Below are 16614 nucleotides of genomic sequence, written 5' to 3'. Positions count from 1 at the left end.
TATTGAGCGCATAACCGTAAAATGCACCCATCTCGCGGCCCCCCGCCCGGCCCCCTTGAACGGGCGCCCGCTCCCCCGCCCCCGCACGATTTCAAGGAGGCCGCCGACCGGCGGCCGGCTCGGTCCGCGCTCTCGGGAGGAACTGCCATGACCGCCAGCCTGGAGCAGTTGCGCCGCTGTCACTTCGCCGTCGACCTGGGCGCGGCCCGGACCCGGGTGTACGTCAAGGGCGCCGGCCTGGTCGTGGACCAGCCCTCGGTCGCCGCCGTCAACACCCGCACCGGCGCGCTCATCGCGGTGGGCGAGTTCGCGGAGCGGATGACCGGTCGCACCCCCGACTACATCCGCGTGGTGCGCCCCGTCTCCGGCGGCACGGTCATCGACATCGAGATGGCCCAGCGCATGCTGCGGCACCTGCTCGGCGACCGGATGCGCCGGTCGCTGCGGCGCAAGGCCCGGCTGCGGGCGGCGGCCTGCACCCCGCACGACGCCGACCCGCTGGCGCAGCGGGCCACGATAGAGACGCTGGTCGGGCTCGGCGCGCGGCGGGTGGAGCTGGTCGACACGCTCATCGCCGCCGCCGTCGGCTGCGGGCTGCCCGTGGAGCGCGCCGAGGCCACCATGATCATGGTGTGCGGGGCGGCCGCGACCCAGGTCGCCGTGCTCTCCCTGGGCTCGATCGTCACGGCGGAGCGGGTACCGGTGGGCGGTGAGGCGGTGGACCACGCGATCGTCCAGTACCTGCGCCACGAGCACGCGTTGATGCTGCCGAGCCAGTCCGTACGGCCGCTCCAGCTGGCCCTGCACGGCAACGGGCTCACCGCGCACGGCCCGGCGGCCACCGAGATCCACGGCCGCGACGTGGCCACCGGCCTCGCGCGCTCGGTCCTGGTCGACACGGCCGCCGTACGGGAGGCCATCCAGACGCCGCTGACGGCGGTGCTGGACGGGATCGGCAAGGTGCTGCGCGAGTGCCCGCCCGACCTGGTGGCCGACCTCGCCGAGCGCGGCCTGACGATGGTCGGCGGCTCCGCCCTGCTGCCGGGCTTCGACCAGATGGTCCGCACGGCCACCGGCATGCCGGTGCACATCGCCGAACGCCCCGACGTGTGCGCGGTCCAGGGCCTCGGCGAAATGCTGGAGGGCCGCATCGAGCCCCTGGTACTGGACCCGCTGGGGGCGTACTAGGGATACCGCGCGCCGGGGGCGTACGAGAGCGGGCAGGCCACCGGGGCGCACGACAGCGGGCGGACCACCGGGGTACACGACAGCGGGCGGACCACCGGGGCGTACGACAGCGGGCAGGCCATCGGCCCGCCCGCTTTTCCGCGCCCCCGCCCCACTCCGGCCGCCGGCGGGCGGTCCGGTCCGGCCGCCGTCAGGTGTACGCGGGCGGGGAGCGGGCAGGCGCAGGCCAGCAGCGCCGGAACCTCCGCGGACGCCGCTCGGCACGGCCGCGCCCCGGTGGCGACGGGGAACGCGTCGTCGCGAGGACGCGCGCGGACTGCCGGGGACGGAACAGGGCGGGAACATGACCTCAGCGGCACCACCACCTCTCCCACCTCTCGCGCGACGGCTGACCACACTCGTGGACGCCCTGACCATCGACCTACGCACGTTCCCGGACGGCCGGGCCCTGCTGCGCCCGCGCGGCGAACTGGTGCACGGCTGCGCACAGGCGCTGGCGAAGGCGCTGGCCGGGCTGCCGCCGGGGACGACCCGCATCGACCTGGACATGGCCCGGGTGACCTTCATGGACACGGCGGGCCTGGAACTGCTGGACGCGCTCGACGAGTACGGCCGCCGCCACCTGATCCCGGTGACGGCCACCGGCTGGACGGGACAGCCGCTGCGCATCCTGGAACTGGCCGGCCTGGACACCGAGGACCCGTTGCGCCCGGCGGACGGCCGGCCCCCGGTCCCGGCGGCGCGGGCGGCCTCCGCGGTGGCCGCGGAACGGGCGGAGCGGCTCGGCCAGTTGCAGCAGGAGGTGGCGCAACTGCGGCAGGCCATCGCCTCCCGCCCGGTGATCGACCAGGCGCGCGGCATCCTGATGGCCGCGCACGCCTGCACCCCGCAGCAGGCGTGGGACATCCTCCGGGAGGCATCGCAGCGAACCAACACCAAGCTCCGCTCGGTCGCCGCCCGGGTCGTCGCGAGCGCCCGCCCCGACGGCCCGCCACCGCCGGACGCCCTGCGCCACGCCCTGAGCGAGGCGGCCGCCCGCACGACGGCCGAGGAGGACCCCGGAGCCCCCCGGCGCCCGTGACGACGCGGAGGGCGGCGTAAGCGCCCTCACAAGGCGCGCGAAGGGCACGAACGGGCACTCGGGCTTCCGTGGGGTTCCCCGCTCAGGGGGTACTCGGCCCGGCGAGTGATCAGCCGAACCAGCCGGATCGGCCCGACCGGGGCCGCACGTCCGCAGGAGCAGCACGATGAGAGAGCACACCCCGTCCCAGGCCGAGGGCGAACGGGACGACAACGACACCCGGCGCACCGCCGAACCGCCGGACACCCCCTACCCGACCCCCTCCCAGGCGGAGGGCGACCGCGACGACCTCCCGGAAACCTCCGACGCAGCCGACGACGGCCGACGCCGCTGAGCCGTGAGGCCGTAAGGGGGGCGAGCGGTCCAAGTGGGTGAGCGGTGGCCGCCGCTCCGGCGTGGCGACCACCGCCGCCGCGTACGAACAGGTCAGATCGATTCTGCGCCTGCACTGCGAGGTGGGGCGGGTGGGACTCGAACCCACGGCCGACGGATTATGAGTCCGCTGCTCTAACCGGCTGAGCTACCGCCCCGTTCGGCGCGTCGCGTACATGTGTGCGCGCCGTCTGCCGCAGCATAGCCGCTCATACGATCTCCTGCTTCGTCATGGTCGGCTTGCCGCGGCCCCTCGTGACCTTGAGGACTCCGGCGCGGGCCGCGCGGTTCCCCGGGTCACGAACCGGACATGAAAAAGGACCCCGGAGGGTCCTCGTTCACTGTGCTCCCCCGACTGGACTCGAACCAGTAACCTGCCGGTTAACAGCCGGCTGCTCTGCCAATTGAGCTACGGAGGACCGAGCTCCCCCGACTGGACTCGAACCAGTAACCTGCCGGTTAACAGCCGGCTGCTCTGCCAATTGAGCTACGGAGGAATGCCTCGTCGCATCGAACGCGTCTACCTGGGTAGTCGCCAGGGGGCGCGCGCTCGCTGCGACACATACATTAGCGCAAGCAGGGGGGTGCTCCGCCAATCGGTTCCCCCCGGCTCCGGATCGAGGCAGAACGAAGGGTGGCCAACCATGCGGTACCGGCTCGTGTTCATCGCAGGGCTCGCCGTGGGATACGTACTGGGCACGAAGGCGGGACGTGAGCGCTACGAGCAGCTCCGCAGGTCCGCACGGCAGGTCGCGCAGAACCCGGCGGTGCGCAACACCGCCGAGACGGCGGCGCAGCAGGGCCGCCAGTTCGCGGACAAGGCGTACCACGTGGTCAGCGACAAGGTCGGCGACCGCGTGCCGGAGTCCGTGGCCCAGCGGGTGCGCTCGCTGCGCGGCCACGGCAACGGCAGCGGCCCGGACGACTGGGGCACCAGCAACACCTGAGGCGACGGCTGAGGCGACAGCTGAGCACACGTGAGACGGACGGTCCCGGCGCCCCGCGAGGGGCGCCGGTGGCGTGTGCGGGGGCGTCCGGAACGCGGGCCGCGCCCGCTCCGCGGCCGCGAGAATGCGTCCGCCTGGCGATCCGTGACCCGAGCAGGGGCCGCGGTGCGGCAGAATTTTCGCCATGGGGATAGTCGCCGGGTTGGACAGTTCACCTGATTTCACTCGCATCGTGGTCTGCGACACGGACACGGGCGCCGTACTCCGGCAGGGCTACGCGCCGCATCCGGTGGAGAGCCCCGAGGGGGGCGGCCGCCCTGCCGACGTGGATCCGCAGGCCTGGCTGCTCTCGCTCGGGGAGGCCGCGGGCGGCGGGCTGCTGGAGGGCGTGCAGGCCATCGGCGTGTCGGCCCAGCAGAACGCGCTGGTGCCGCTGGACGCCCAGGGCGCCACGGTGCGGCCCGCGCTGGTCGGCGGCGACCGGCGGGCCCAGATCGCCGCGGCCGACCTGATCGACGCGCTCGGCAGCCGGGAGGCGTGGGCGCAGGCGGTCGGCTGTGTGCCGCAGGCCGCGCAGCCGGTCACCAAGCTGCGCTGGCTCGCGAAGAACGAACCGGACGCGGCCCGCCGGACCGCCGTGCTGCTCCAGGCGCACGACTGGCTGGTGTGGCAGCTGCTGGGGCGGCCGGCCCGCCGGACCACCGACCGCGGCGGCGCCTCCGGCACCGGCTACTGGTCGGCGGCCACCGGCGCCTACCGCCCCGATCTGGTGGAGCTGGCCCTCGGCCACCAGGCCGTGCTGCCCGAGGTGATCGGCCCCTCCGAGGCGGCCGGCACGACTCCGGAGGGGCTGCTGATCTCGGCGGGCACCGGGGAGACCATGGCCGCCGCCTTCGGGCTCGGGCTCGCCGTGGGCGACGTGGTGGTCTCGCTCGGCGCCTCCGGTTCGGTGATGGCCGTGCACCCCGAGGCGCTGGTCGACCGGGCCGGCATGATCACCTCGCTCGCCGACGCCACCGGCATGCACCTGCCGGTCGTCACCACGCTGAACGCCGTACGGGCCCTGCGCGGCACCGCCGAGCTGCTCGGCCTGCCCGATCTGGAGTCCCTGTCCGACCTGGCGATGAAGTCGACGCCGGGCGCGCACGGGCTGGTGCTGCTGCCGTACCTGGAGGGCGAGCGCACCCCCGCGCTGCCGCACACCGCGGGCACGCTGGCCGGGCTGCGGCGCGAGTCGATGAAGCCTGAGCACCTGGCGCGGGCCGCGTTCGAGGGCATGCTGTGCGGGCTCGCGGACGCGCTGGACGTGCTGCGCGGGCGGGGCGTGGAGGTGCGGCGGGTCTTCCTGCTCGGGCCGGCCGCCGAGCTGCCCGCCGTGCAGGCCGCGGCGCCCGCGCTGTTCGGCGCGCAGGTCGTGGTGCCGCAGCCCGCGGACTACGCCGCGATCGGCGCCGCCCGGCAGGCCGCCTGGGCGCTCGGCGTCTCGCAGGGCGTCCTCGACCCGCGCACCCCGCCGGCCTGGCAGGGCGCGGCCGCGCAGGTCCTGGAACCGGGCGAGGAGCTGGCCGTGGGCCAGGCGGTGCGCCAGCAGTACGTGTCGGTCCGCGAACAGACCCACCCGGGAGCCTTCCACGCGTGAGGGCCGCCCGGTGGGTCCGCCCCCGGCCGCCCCGCGAACCCGCTACCGAACGCCCGGCGGGTCCGCCCCCGACCGCCCCGCGGACCCGCCCCCGGCTGCCCGGCGGGTCCGCCGCCGACCGTCCGGTGGGTCCGTGGGCGTAAGGCGGATGGCCGAGCGGGGTCGGTCATCGGTCCGCTATTGGGTTAATCGGTTGAGGTAACACGGGTCGAGTGTCCGACGATAGGGGCCAAGGGAACGGACACCCCGACGCCTCCCACCGCCGACTCCGAGAGACCAGCGTGCTCCTAAGACTGCTGCGGACCTACCTCAGGCCCTACAAGAAACCCATATCCCTGCTGGTGCTGCTACAGCTCCTGCAGACCTGCGCCACCCTCTACCTGCCGACGCTGAACGCCCACATCATCGACAAGGGCGTGGTGAAGGGCGACACCGGCTACATCCTCACCTACGGCGCGGTGATGATCGCCATCTCGCTGGCGCAGGTGGTGTGCAACATCGGCGCCGTCTACTACGGCGCCAAGACCGCCTCCTCGCTGGGCCGGGACGTCCGCGGCGCCGTCTTCGACCGGGTGCAGTCCTTCTCGGCGCGCGAGGTCGGCCACTTCGGCGCGCCCTCGCTCATCACCCGTACGACCAATGACGTCCAGCAGGTACAGATGCTGGCGCTGATGACGTTCACCCTGATGGTGTCGGCGCCCATCATGTGCGTGGGCGGTGTCGTGCTGGCGCTGGGCCTGGACGTGCCGCTGTCCGGGGTGCTGGTCGCCGTCGTCCCGGTGCTCGCCGTCTGCGTGACGCTGATCGTGCGCCGGCTGCGCCCGCTGTTCCGGTCGATGCAGACCCGGCTGGACACGGTGAACCGGGTGCTGCGCGAGCAGATCACCGGCAACCGCGTCATCCGCGCCTTCGTCCGCGACGAGTACGAGAACGACCGCTTCCGCAAGGCCAACACCGACCTCACCGAGATGCAGCTGGCCACCGGACGGCTGCTGGCGCTGATGTTCCCGATCGTGATGACGGTGGTGAACCTGTCGTCCATCGCGGTGGTGTGGTTCGGCGCCCACCGCATCGACAGCGGCGGCATGCAGATCGGCGACCTGACCGCGTTCCTGGCCTATCTGATGCAGATCGTGATGTCCGTGATGATGGCCACGTTCATGTTCATGATGGTGCCGCGCGCCGAGGTGTGCGCCGAGCGCGTCCAGGAGGTGCTGGACACCGAGTCCAGCGTCGTCCCGCCGGCCGCGCCCGTCCCGGAGCTGCGCCGGCACGGCCATCTGGAGCTGCGTCAGGCCGGTTTCCGCTACCCGGGCGCCGAGGAACCGGTGCTCAAGGGCGTCGACCTGGTGGCCCGGCCCGGCGAGGTGACCGCGGTCATCGGCTCCACCGGCAGCGGCAAGTCCACGCTGCTCGGCCTGGTGCCCCGCCTGTTCGACGCGACCGACGGCGAGGTCCTCGTCGACGGCGTGGACGTGCGCACCCTCGACGCCCGGCTGCTGGCCAGGACGGTCGGCATGGTGCCGCAGAAGCCGTACCTGTTCGCCGGGACCGTCGCCACCAACCTTCGCTACGGCAATCCGGACGCCACCGACGAGGAGCTGTGGCATGCCCTTGAGGTGGCGCAGGCCAAGGACTTCGTCGGCAAGCTGGAGGGCGGTCTGAACGCGCCGATCGCGCAGGGCGGCACCAACGTCTCCGGCGGTCAGCGCCAGCGCCTGGCGATCGCCCGCACCCTGGTGCAGCGCCCGGAGATCTACCTCTTCGACGACTCCTTCTCCGCGCTCGACTACGCCACCGACGCGGCCCTGCGCGCGGCGCTGGCCGAGGAGACCTCGCAGGCCACCGTCGTCATCGTCGCCCAGCGGGTGGCGACCATCCGCGAGGCGGACCGGATCGTCGTCCTGGACAGCGGCCGGGTCGTCGGCGCCGGGCGCCACCACGAGCTGATGGCGGACAACGAGACGTACCGGGAGATCGTCCTCTCCCAGCTGACGGAAGCGGAGGCCGCCTGATGGCCGGGCCCATGGGTCGGATGATGGCCGGGGGCGGCCCGAACAGCCGCTCGATGAACTTCAAGGACTCGGGCAAGCGGCTGCTGGCCCAGTTCCGGCCCGAACGGGTCACCCTGTACGCGCTGCTGCTGTGCGTGGTGATCAGCGTCACCCTGAGCGTGCTCGGGCCGAAGATCCTCGGCAAGGCCACCGACCTGGTGTTCGCCGGGATCATCGGCCGGCAGCTGCCGGGCGGGGCGACCAAGGAGCAGGTGCTCCAGAACATGCGCGAGCACGGCCAGGGCTCGGTCGCCGACATGCTCCGCAGCACCGACTTCACCCCGGGCCAGGGCATCGACTTCGACGCGGTCGGCAAGGTGCTGCTGCTGGCGCTGGGCACGTTCATGGTGGCCGGGCTGCTGATGGCGGTGGCGACGCGGCTGGTGAACCGGTCGGTGAACCGGACGATGTTCCGGATGCGCGAGGACGTGCAGACCAAGCTGTCCCGGCTGCCGCTGTCCTACTTCGACAAGCGCCAGCGCGGCGAGGTGCTCTCCCGCGCCACCAACGACATCGACAACATCGGCCAGACCCTCCAGCAGTCGATGGGCCAGCTCATCAACTCGGTGCTGACCATCGTCGGCGTGCTGGTGATGATGTTCTACGTCTCCTGGATCCTCGCCCTGGTCGCGCTGGTGACGGTGCCGCTGTCGTTCGTCGTCGCCACCCGCGTCGGCAAGCGCAGCCAGCCGCACTTCGTGCAGCAGTGGAGCACCACCGGCAAGCTGAACGCGCACATCGAGGAGATGTACACCGGCCACACGCTGGTGAAGGTGTTCGGCCGGCAGGAGGAGTCGGCGCGGCAGTTCGCCGAGCAGAACGACGCCCTGTACGAGGCCGGGTTCAAGGCGCAGTTCAACAGCGGCGTCATGCAGCCGCTGATGATGTTCGTCTCCAACCTGAACTACGTGCTGGTGGCGGTGGTCGGCGGTCTGCGGGTCGCCTCCGGCTCGCTGTCCATCGGCGACGTGCAGGCCTTCATCCAGTACTCGCGGCAGTTCTCCATGCCGCTGACGCAGGTCGCCTCGATGGCGAACCTGGTGCAGTCGGGCGTCGCCTCGGCCGAGCGGATCTTCGAACTCCTGGACGCGGAGGAGCAGGAGGCCGATCCGGTGCCGGGCGTACGGCCGGAGGAGCTGCGCGGGCGGGTCGCCCTGGAGCAGGTGTCGTTCCGCTACGAGAAGGACAAGCCGCTCATCGAGGACCTGTCGCTCACCGTCGAGCCGGGGCAGACGGTCGCGATCGTCGGCCCGACCGGCGCGGGCAAGACGACGCTGGTCAACCTGCTGATGCGGTTCTACGACGTCACCGGCGGCCGGATCACGCTGGACGGCGTGGACATCGCCCGGATGTCGCGGGACGAGCTGCGCTCGGCCATCGGCATGGTGCTCCAGGACACCTGGCTGTTCGGCGGCACCATCGCGGAGAACATCGCCTACGGCGCCGCGCGCGAGGTGACGCCCGGGGAGATCGAGGAGGCGGCGCGGGCCGCGCACGTCGACCGGTTCGTCCGGACGCTGCCCGACGGCTACGACACCGTCATCGACGACGAGGGCACCGGGGTCAGCGCGGGTGAGAAGCAGCTGATCACGATAGCGCGGGCGTTCCTGTCCGACCCGGTGATCCTGGTCCTGGACGAGGCGACCAGCTCGGTGGACACCCGGACCGAGGTGCTGATCCAGAAGGCGATGGCCAAACTCCAGCACGGCCGCACCTCGTTCGTCATCGCGCACCGGCTCTCCACGATCCGGGACGCGGACACGATCCTGGTGATGGAGAACGGCTCGATCGTCGAACAGGGCGCCCACGCCGAGCTGCTGGCGGCGCGGGGGGCGTACGCCCGGCTGTACCAGGCGCAGTTCGCGCAGGCGGTCGCCGAGGTCGACTGAGCGCGGGCGGTCGCCGAGGTCGACTGAGCGCGGGCGGTCGTCGGGGCCGTACGGGAAGCTGAGGGGGCTGCCTCGCGGGGCGGCCCCCTCCGCCGTGCGGTGCGGCGGGCTCAGTCCAGGTAGCCGCGGAGCTGGTCGGCGAAGGCGTGGTCGCGGAGTTTGCCGAGGGTCTTGGACTCGATCTGCCGGATGCGTTCGCGGGTGACGCCGAAGATGCGGCCGATCTCCTCCAGGGTGCGCGGCCGGCCGTCCATCAGCCCGTAGCGCAGCTGCACGACCTTGCGCTCGCGCTCCCCCAGCGTCGACAGCACCGCCTCCAGGTGCTCGCGCAGCAGCAGGAACGCCGCCGACTCCACCGGGGAGGCCGCGTCGCCGTCCTCGATGAGGTCGCCGAGGGCCACCTCGTCCTCCTCGCCGACCGGGGCGTGCAGGGAGACGGGTTCCTGGGCCAGCCGCAGCACCTCGCCGACCCGGTCCGGCGTCAGGTCCAGCTGGGCGGCGACCTCGGCGGGGGTGGGCTCGTAGCCGCGCTCCTGGAGCAGCCGCCGCTGCACGCGCACCACGCGGTTGATGAGTTCCACGACGTGGACGGGGACGCGGATGGTGCGGGCCTGGTCGGCCAGCGCGCGGGACATGGCCTGGCGGATCCACCAGGTGGCGTAGGTGGAGAACTTGTAGCCGCGGGCGTAGTCGAACTTCTCCACGGCCCGGATCAGCCCGAGGTTGCCCTCCTGGACCAGGTCGAGCATGGTGAGGCCGCGGCCGACGTACCGTTTCGCCACCGACACCACCAGGCGCAGGTTGGCCTCGATGAGGCGGCGCTTGGCCATCCGGCCCAGCACGACGAGCCGGTCCAGGTCGCCGGCGAGCCGGCTGTCCAGGTCGGGCGTGCTGCTCAGCTTGTCCTCGGCGAACAGTCCGGCCTCCACCCGCCGGGCGAGTTCGACCTCCTCGGCGGCGGTGAGCAGCGGGATCCGCCCGATCTCCCGCAGGTACTGCCGGAACAGGTCGGCCGACGGGCCGCCGGTATCGGTGCGGGTGGGGGTGGCGGGGGGACCGGTGGCGTCGTGCGGGTCGAGTGGGCCGGTGGTGTCGTGCGGGTCGGGGGCGTCGTGCGGGTCGGGCTCCGGTGCGTCGGCCTCGGCGCCGTCGATCTCCTGGGCGTCCGGCTCCGGGCCGTCCAGCGGCGGGCCGTCCAGCTCCGGGCCGTCCGGCTGCGGGCCCTCCAGCTCCGGGCCGTCCGGCTGCGGCTCGGGCGGTTCCGGGGCCGGCTCGGTGGCCGGCGGGTCCTCCGGATCGGCGGCCTGCCCGGCCTCCGGGTGGTGCGCGGCCCGGTCCTGCGGGGGCACGGCCACCGCCCTCCCACGGCCGGTGGCGCTGTCGGTGGGGGTGCGGGTCTGGGTGTGCACGGGGGGCGACCTCCAGGATGATCGCTGCTCAGCTGCGCGGCAGCGCTACGCGCTCCGAGGGCTCAGGCACCGGACCCAGTGTGGGGTACGACACATCGCCGCCACGAGGGGCGTGCGGTGACTTTTTGCGTTCGATCCGTGACGGGGCGGTTACCGCCGCCGGGCGGACGCCGTACGGCGGATGCTCACAGAGCGGCCGCGCCGCGCTCGCGCAGCGCCTGGTCGTACTGCTGGAGCACCCACAACTCGTTCTGCGCGGCGGCCAGTCGGGCGGGGTCGCCGCCGGTGCCGAGGCGGGCGACGGTGCTGCTGAGGTCGCGGATGCGGCGCTCGACCGCGCGGCGGCGCACCGTGACGAGCTGGGCGCCCGCGTACGCCTCGTCGACCTCGCGGCGCAGCAGGATCGCCTCCACCGCCAGTTCGGTGACCATCGCGCGGACCGTGTCGTCGGGGGCGGCCTCGCGCACCCGGACCAGGTACTCGTGCGGGTCGGCGGTGCCGTGCTCGGCGCCGCCCGCGTCCTGGATGGCCTGGCGTACGGCGGCGTAGGGCGGCGCGGTGAACTCGTCCACGCCGTACGCGTCGAAGGCCGGGGAGACCAGCTCGGGGCGTTGCAGGGCGAGCTTCAGCAGTTCGCGCTCGGTGGCGAAGACGGGGTTGCGCAGGGTGAGGGCGGGGCCGCGGACGGCGGGGGCGCCGGCCGGGGCGGCGAACTCCTGCCGGGGGCCGCCGCGCTGTCTGCCGTCCTGGGCCGGGCCGCGGCCGCCGCGGTCGCGGGCCCAGCGGGCGAGCTGCGCCACCCGCTTGACCACGAACTGGGTGTCGAGGATGCCGAGCAGCCCGGCGAGCTGGACGGCGACCTCGTGCTGGGCGCCGCTGTTCTTGATCCTGGCGACGACCGGCGCGGCCTCGTCCAGGGCGGCGGCCCGGCCGCCGGGGGTGTCCAGGTCGTAGCGGGCGACGATCTGGCGCAGCGCGAACTCGAACAGCGGGGTGCGCGGTTCGACCAGGTCCAGGACCGCGTCGTCGCCCTTGGCCAGGCGCAGGTCGCAGGGGTCCATGCCGTCCGGGGCGACGGCGATGTAGGTCTCGGCGGCGAACTTCTGGTCGTCCTCGAACGCGCGCAGGGCCGCCTTCTGGCCGGCCGCGTCGCCGTCGAAGGTGAAGATCACCCGGGCCGAGCCGTTGTCCATCAGCAGCCGGCGCAGGATCTTGATGTGCTCGCCGCCGAAGGCCGTGCCGCAGGTGGCGATCGCGGTGGTGACGCCGGCCAGGTGGCAGGCCATGACGTCGGTGTAGCCCTCGACCACGACCGCGCGGGAGACCTTGGCGATCTCCTTCTTGGCCAGGTCGATGCCGTACAGCACCTGGGACTTCTTGTAGATCGGCGTCTCGGGGGTGTTGAGGTACTTCGGGCCGTTGTCCGCCTCGTAGAGCTTGCGGGCGCCGAAGCCGACCACCTCGCCGCCGATGTCGCGGATCGGCCACATCAGCCGGCCGCGGAAGCGGTCGATGGGGCCGCGGCGGCCCTCCTGGGCGAGGCCGGAGAGGACCAGCTCCTTGTCGGTGAAGCCCTTGCCGCGCAGGAAGCGGGTGAGGTGGTCCCAGCCCTGGGGGCTGTAGCCGACGCCGAAGTGGAGGGCGGCGCCCTGGTCGAAGCCGCGCTCGGCGAGGAAGAGACGGCCGGCCTCGGCCTCGGCGGCGGAGGCGAGCTGTTCGGCGTACCACTCGGCGGCCAGTTTGTGCGCCTCGACCAGGCGGATGCGCTCGCCGCGCTGGTGGGCGGGGTTGTAGCCGCCCTCCTCGTAGCGCAGGGTGATGCCGGCCTGGGCGGCCAGGCGCTCGACCGCCTCGGAGAAGGTGAGGTGGTCGATCTTCATCACGAACGTGATGGTGTCGCCGCCCTCCTGGCAGCCGAAGCAGTGGAAGAACCCCTTGCTCGGGCTGACCTGGAAGGACGGCGACTTCTCGTCGTGGAACGGGCACAGCCCCTTGAGGTTGCCGCCGCCCGCGTTGCGCAGCTGGAGGTACTCGGAGACGACGGCGTCGATCGGGACCGCGTCCCGTACCGCCTTCACGTCCTCGTCGTTGATCCGTCCTGCCACGAGTGAATTCTACGGGGGCGGTCGGACACTCCTCGCCCGCCGGGTCACGCGGACAGGGTGTCCAGGGGGACGTGCGGGTCGGCCAGGGCGTGGGTGTCCACGTGGGCGCGGGAGCGGATCAGCCGCTGGATCGGGTCCGTGACGTCCCACACGTTCACGTTCATCCCGGCCAGCACCCGCCCCTCCTTCAGCCAGAACGCGATGAACTCGCGCTTGGCGGCGTCGCCCCGGATCACCACCTCGTCGTACGAGCCCGGCGGCGCCCAGCCGCTGTACTCCATGCCCAGGTCGTACTGGTCGGAGAAGAAGTACGGCACCCGGTCGTACACGACGTCCCGGCCGAGCATCGCGCGGGCGGCGGCCGGGCCGCCGTTGAGCGCGTTGGCCCAGTGCTCGACCCGCAGCCGGGCGTCGAACAGGCCGTGCGGGAAGGCGGCCACGTCGCCGGCCGCGTAGATGTCGGGGTCGGAGGTGCGCAGCCGTTCGTCCACCGCGATGCCGCCGCCGTCCGCCCGGTCGGCCAGCTCCAGGCCGGCCGCCTCGGCCAGCGCCACGCGCGGGGAGGCGCCGATCGCGGCCAGCACGTCGTGGCAGAGGTGCTCCTCGCCGTCGTCGGTGCGGGCGGCCAGCACCACGCCGTCCTGTCCGACGATCTCGGTCAGCCGGGCGCCGAAGTGGAAGCGGACGCCGTGCGCGCTGTGCAGCTCGGCGAACAGCTCGCCCAGCTCGGGCCCGAGGACGTGGTGCAGCGGGGTGGCGGACGGTTCGACGACGGTGACCTCCGCGCCGTACTCGCGGGCCGCCGCCGCGACCTCCAGACCGATCCAGCCGGCGCCGGCGATCACCAGGTGGCCGTTGTCCCGGCCGAGGTGGGCCAGGACGCCCTTGAGCCGCTCGGCGTGGGACAGGCGGCGCAGGTGGTGGACGCCGGCGAGGTCGGTGCCGGGGATGTCCAGGCGGCGCGGTTCGGCTCCGGTGGCCAGCAGCAGCTTGTCGTAGCGCACATGGGTGCCGTCGTCGCCGTAGTGGACGGTCTTCGCCTCGCGGTCGATGGCGTCGACGGTCTGGCCGAGGTGCAGCTCGACGTCGTGGCGCGCGTACCACGCCGGTTCGTGCACGAAGACGGTGTCGCGCTCCTCCTTGCCGAGCAGGTAGCCCTTGGACAGCGGCGGCCGTTCGTAGGGGCGGTCGCGCTCGTCGCAGACGAGGATGACGCGGCCGCTGAAACCCTCCTCGCGCAGGGTCTCGGCCGCCTTCGCGCCGGCCAGACCTCCTCCGACGATGACGAACGTCTGATCCGCGTCGACCACTTGATGCCTCCTGCCAGGGGTCTGGGGACGTCCCCAGAGATCACTGTCGGTGCCGCTGTTGTCGCTGTTGTCGCCGTTGGCTCTGTTATCTCTGCTATCGCTGTTGTGGCTGTTGCTGGCGGTGCTGTTGTCGGTGCTGTTGTCGGTGCCGCCATAGGCGAGCGTCCCGCACGGAGCGTGATGCGGGAAGAGGGAGTGCCCCGATCAGGCCACGGAGGGTCACGCCCGGCCCGTGAGTCTCGTGTGCAGCGCGCGGGCCGAGGCGTCGGTGAGGGAGGCGATCTGGTCGACGACGACGCGCTTGCGGGCGCGGTCGTCGGCGGCCTCGGCGAACGCGGACTCGAACTGGGGTTCAAGGCCCTCGGGGGCGCGCGCGGTGAGCGCCTCGGCCAGCTCGGCGACCACGATCCGCTGGTCGGCGCGGAGCAGCTCCTGCTCGGCGCGCTGCATGACGAAGCGGTCGGCGACCGCCTTGAGGACGGCGCACTCCAGCCGGGCGCTCCTCGGGACGACCAGCTCCGCGCCGTACCGGGTCAGCCGCCCGGCGCCGTACGCCGCTCGCGTCGCGCCCTCGGCGGCCAGGCAGAACCGGCCGATGAGCTGGCTGGTGGCGTCCTTCAGGCGGGCCTGGGCGAGGGCCGAGCCGTCGTACCCGTGCGGCCACCACTCCTGGGCCAGCAGGCGGTCCAGCGCCTCGGCCAGCTCGGCGGGGTCGGTGTCCGCCGGGACGTAGCGGCCGACGGCGACCTCGAACACCGCCTGCCGCTCGGACTCGGCGTGCAGGCAGTCCGGGTCGATGTGGCCCGCGTGCAGGCCGTCCTCCACGTCGTGCACCGAGTACGCCACGTCGTCGGCCCAGTCCATGACCTGCGCCTCGAAGCAGGTGCGGGTGCCGGGCGCGTCCTCGCGCAGCCAGTCGAAGACGGGGCGGTCGTCCTCGTAGACGCCGAACTTGGGCGAGGCCGGGTCGGTGGGGTGGGCGCCGCGCGGCCAGGGGTACTTGGTGGCGGCGTCCAGGGCGGCGCGGGTGAGGTTGAGGCCGACGCCGACGAGGGCGCCGGAGACGGGGTCGGGCACGAACCGCTTGGGCTCGATGCGGGTGAGCAGGCGCAGCGACTGGGCGTTGCCCTCGAAGCCGCCGCAGTCGGCCGCGAACTCGTTGAGCGCCTGTTCGCCGTTGTGGCCGAAGGGCGGGTGGCCGAGGTCGTGGGAGAGGCAGGCCGCCTCCACGAGATCGGGATCGCAGCCGAGGGCCGCGCCCAGCTCACGGCCGACCTGGGCGCACTCCAGGGAGTGGGTGAGGCGGGTACGGGGGCTCGGGTCCCACGCCTGGCTGCGGGTGCCCGGCGTGACCACCTGCGTCTTGCCGGCCAGGCGGCGCAGGGCGGCGGAGTGCAGCACGCGCGCGCGGTCGCGCTGGAACGCCGTACGTCCCGGCCGCTTGTCCGGCTCGGCGGCCCAGCGCTCGACGGCCGGCGTCTCGTAGCCGGCGGGCGGGAGCTGGTTCTCGTACGGTCCTGCTGCCTGTGCTGCCTGTGCTGCCCCGGGGGCGATCCCTTCCATGCCTCGACAGTACGGGCAGGGGGTGACAATCGGGATGCGGGTGGGGATCCGGGTGGGCGGGGCCGGTCCGCGTCCGTTCAGGCTGCCGGCGCCGGGGTGCGGGTGCGGGCGGTGACGGTTCGGTCGTGGCCGAGCGCCTGGTCGTAGCGGTGCAGGACCAGGCGGGCCAGGGCCGGGTGGTCGCCGAGCGGGGCGGCCGCGATCCAGGGCGCGGCCCGCGCGCACGCGACGGCGAAGCGGCCCGGGGCGGTGAAGCAGGAGGCGACGGCGACCCGGTGCCGGCCCCGGGCGGCGAGGGCGGCCACGGCGGCCTCGACGGTGGGCGCGGCGGCCGAGGCGTAGGCGGCGACGACCGGCACGCCGACGCGTTCGGCCAGGAGCCGGGCGGTGCGGCGGGTGACGGCGGCCGAGTCGGGGTCGCGGGAGCCGGCGGCGGCGAGCACGACGGCGCTCGCGCGGCGCGTCGCCGCGTCGGGCGGGGTGCGCCAGCCCGCCTCGGCCAGCCGGGCGCACAGGGTCTCGACGAGCAGCGGGTGCGGGCCGAGCGGGGCGGCGGCCCGCGCGTGCAGCGGCGCACTCGCCGCCGTCGCCGGGATGTCGTGCTTGACGTGGTGGCCGGGGCCGATCAGCAGCGGCACGAGCACCGCCTCGGCGGCCCCGGCGGCGGTGAGCCGGGCCAGGGCGTCGGGGAGCAGCGGCGCGTTCAGCTCGATGTGCCCGAGGCGGACGGGCAGGCCCGGACGCAACCGCCGGACGCGCTCCCCGAGGGCCTCGACGGTGCCCCGCGCACGGGGGTCACGACTGCCGTGCGCGACTAGGACGAGGGCGGGCGAGCCGGACGGGGCGGACGGGTCCGGCGGGGTGCGGGCGGGCGGCGTCATACGGCCATGGTCGCGGGACCGGATTGCCCCTCCGTTGCGCACCGGTGACGGGGGTTTGCGAAGGGTTCACGGGGCACGGCGGGGCGGTGTGAGGCGGCGGGGCCGAGGAGGCCGCGCGGACAGCGGGCCGAGGGGGCGCGAGGGCGGCGGGGCGAGGGGGCGCGAGGGCGGCGGGG

12 protein-coding genes and 3 tRNA genes are annotated in these 16614 nt (G+C 73.5%); 7 read left to right on the top strand and 8 right to left on the bottom strand.

Annotated elements, in window-relative coordinates; translation table 11 throughout:
• Nucleotides 1-147: 147 nt before the first annotated feature.
• From ABEB07_RS16060 to ABEB07_RS16050, 3 genes are all read left to right on the top strand, one after another.
• Complete coding sequence (locus ABEB07_RS16060; protein WP_164582567.1) at nucleotides 148-1188, top strand: rod shape-determining protein; 1041 nt, start codon at nucleotides 148-150, stop codon at nucleotides 1186-1188.
• 343 nt (nucleotides 1189-1531) lie between these two features.
• Nucleotides 1532-2269, top strand: a complete 738-nt coding sequence (locus ABEB07_RS16055) for an ANTAR domain-containing response regulator (RefSeq protein WP_345668954.1) — start codon at nucleotides 1532-1534, stop codon at nucleotides 2267-2269.
• A gap of 166 nt (nucleotides 2270-2435) precedes the next feature.
• The gene (locus ABEB07_RS16050; RefSeq protein WP_203633017.1) at nucleotides 2436-2603 is read left to right on the top strand and encodes a hypothetical protein; all 168 of its coding nucleotides are present in this window, start codon (nucleotides 2436-2438) and stop codon (nucleotides 2601-2603) included.
• A gap of 122 nt (nucleotides 2604-2725) precedes the next feature.
• Here the strand turns inward: ABEB07_RS16050 and ABEB07_RS16045 are convergent.
• From ABEB07_RS16045 to ABEB07_RS16035, 3 genes are all read right to left on the bottom strand, one after another.
• Nucleotides 2726-2799: transfer RNA gene (locus ABEB07_RS16045), tRNA-Ile, on the bottom strand.
• Between the two features lie 188 nt (nucleotides 2800-2987).
• Nucleotides 2988-3060, bottom strand: a tRNA-Asn gene (locus tag ABEB07_RS16040).
• Nucleotides 3061-3065: 5 nt separating this feature from the next.
• A tRNA-Asn gene (locus ABEB07_RS16035) sits at nucleotides 3066-3138 on the bottom strand.
• Between the two features lie 147 nt (nucleotides 3139-3285).
• On the opposite strand from ABEB07_RS16035, the gene ABEB07_RS16030 reads away from it, so the two are divergent.
• The 4 genes from ABEB07_RS16030 to ABEB07_RS16015 all read left to right on the top strand — a co-directional run bounded on the left by ABEB07_RS16030 (nucleotide 3286) and on the right by ABEB07_RS16015 (nucleotide 9170).
• Nucleotides 3286-3588, top strand: a complete 303-nt coding sequence (locus ABEB07_RS16030) for a YtxH domain-containing protein (protein ID WP_164582558.1) — start codon at nucleotides 3286-3288, stop codon at nucleotides 3586-3588.
• A gap of 184 nt (nucleotides 3589-3772) precedes the next feature.
• Nucleotides 3773-5227 carry a xylulokinase gene (locus ABEB07_RS16025; protein WP_345668953.1) on the top strand — a complete coding sequence of 485 codons (1455 nt, stop codon included), beginning with the start codon at nucleotides 3773-3775 and terminating at the stop codon, nucleotides 5225-5227.
• 281 nt (nucleotides 5228-5508) lie between these two features.
• Nucleotides 5509-7242: an ABC transporter ATP-binding protein gene (locus ABEB07_RS16020; RefSeq protein ID WP_345668951.1), complete on the top strand. Its 1734-nt coding sequence runs from the start codon at nucleotides 5509-5511 to the stop codon at nucleotides 7240-7242.
• Nucleotides 7242-9170, top strand: coding sequence for an ABC transporter ATP-binding protein (locus tag ABEB07_RS16015; protein WP_345668950.1), 1929 nt, complete (start codon nucleotides 7242-7244; stop codon nucleotides 9168-9170). The genes ABEB07_RS16020 and ABEB07_RS16015 overlap by 1 nt, the downstream gene beginning before the upstream one ends.
• 110 nt (nucleotides 9171-9280) lie before the next feature.
• Here the strand turns inward: ABEB07_RS16015 and ABEB07_RS16010 are convergent, their stop codons facing one another.
• The 5 genes from ABEB07_RS16010 to ABEB07_RS15990 all read right to left on the bottom strand — a co-directional run bounded on the left by ABEB07_RS16010 (nucleotide 9281) and on the right by ABEB07_RS15990 (nucleotide 16438).
• Nucleotides 9281-10579 carry an RNA polymerase sigma factor gene (locus ABEB07_RS16010; RefSeq protein WP_345668949.1) on the bottom strand — a complete coding sequence of 433 codons (1299 nt, stop codon included), beginning with the start codon at nucleotides 10577-10579 and terminating at the stop codon, nucleotides 9281-9283.
• A 185-nt stretch (nucleotides 10580-10764) separates the two neighbouring features.
• On the bottom strand, nucleotides 10765-12684 hold the full coding sequence (dnaG, locus tag ABEB07_RS16005; RefSeq protein ID WP_176148843.1) for a DNA primase: 1920 nt from the start codon (nucleotides 12682-12684) through the stop codon (nucleotides 10765-10767).
• Between the two features lie 44 nt (nucleotides 12685-12728).
• Nucleotides 12729-13994, bottom strand: coding sequence for an NAD(P)/FAD-dependent oxidoreductase (locus ABEB07_RS16000; protein WP_345668948.1), 1266 nt, complete (start codon nucleotides 13992-13994; stop codon nucleotides 12729-12731).
• Nucleotides 13995-14213: 219 nt separating this feature from the next.
• On the bottom strand, nucleotides 14214-15557 hold the full coding sequence (locus ABEB07_RS15995; protein ID WP_176148845.1) for a deoxyguanosinetriphosphate triphosphohydrolase: 1344 nt from the start codon (nucleotides 15555-15557) through the stop codon (nucleotides 14214-14216).
• Nucleotides 15558-15634: 77 nt separating this feature from the next.
• Nucleotides 15635-16438, bottom strand: coding sequence for a sirohydrochlorin chelatase (locus ABEB07_RS15990; protein WP_345668947.1), 804 nt, complete (start codon nucleotides 16436-16438; stop codon nucleotides 15635-15637).
• Nucleotides 16439-16614 lie beyond the last annotated feature (176 nt).

The sequence above is a fragment of the Streptomyces similanensis genome (assembly GCF_039543625.1).
In the GTDB taxonomy this organism is placed as follows: Bacteria; Actinomycetota; Actinomycetes; order Streptomycetales; family Streptomycetaceae; genus Streptomyces; species Streptomyces similanensis.
This window is presented reverse-complemented; position numbering and strand designations above follow the sequence as displayed.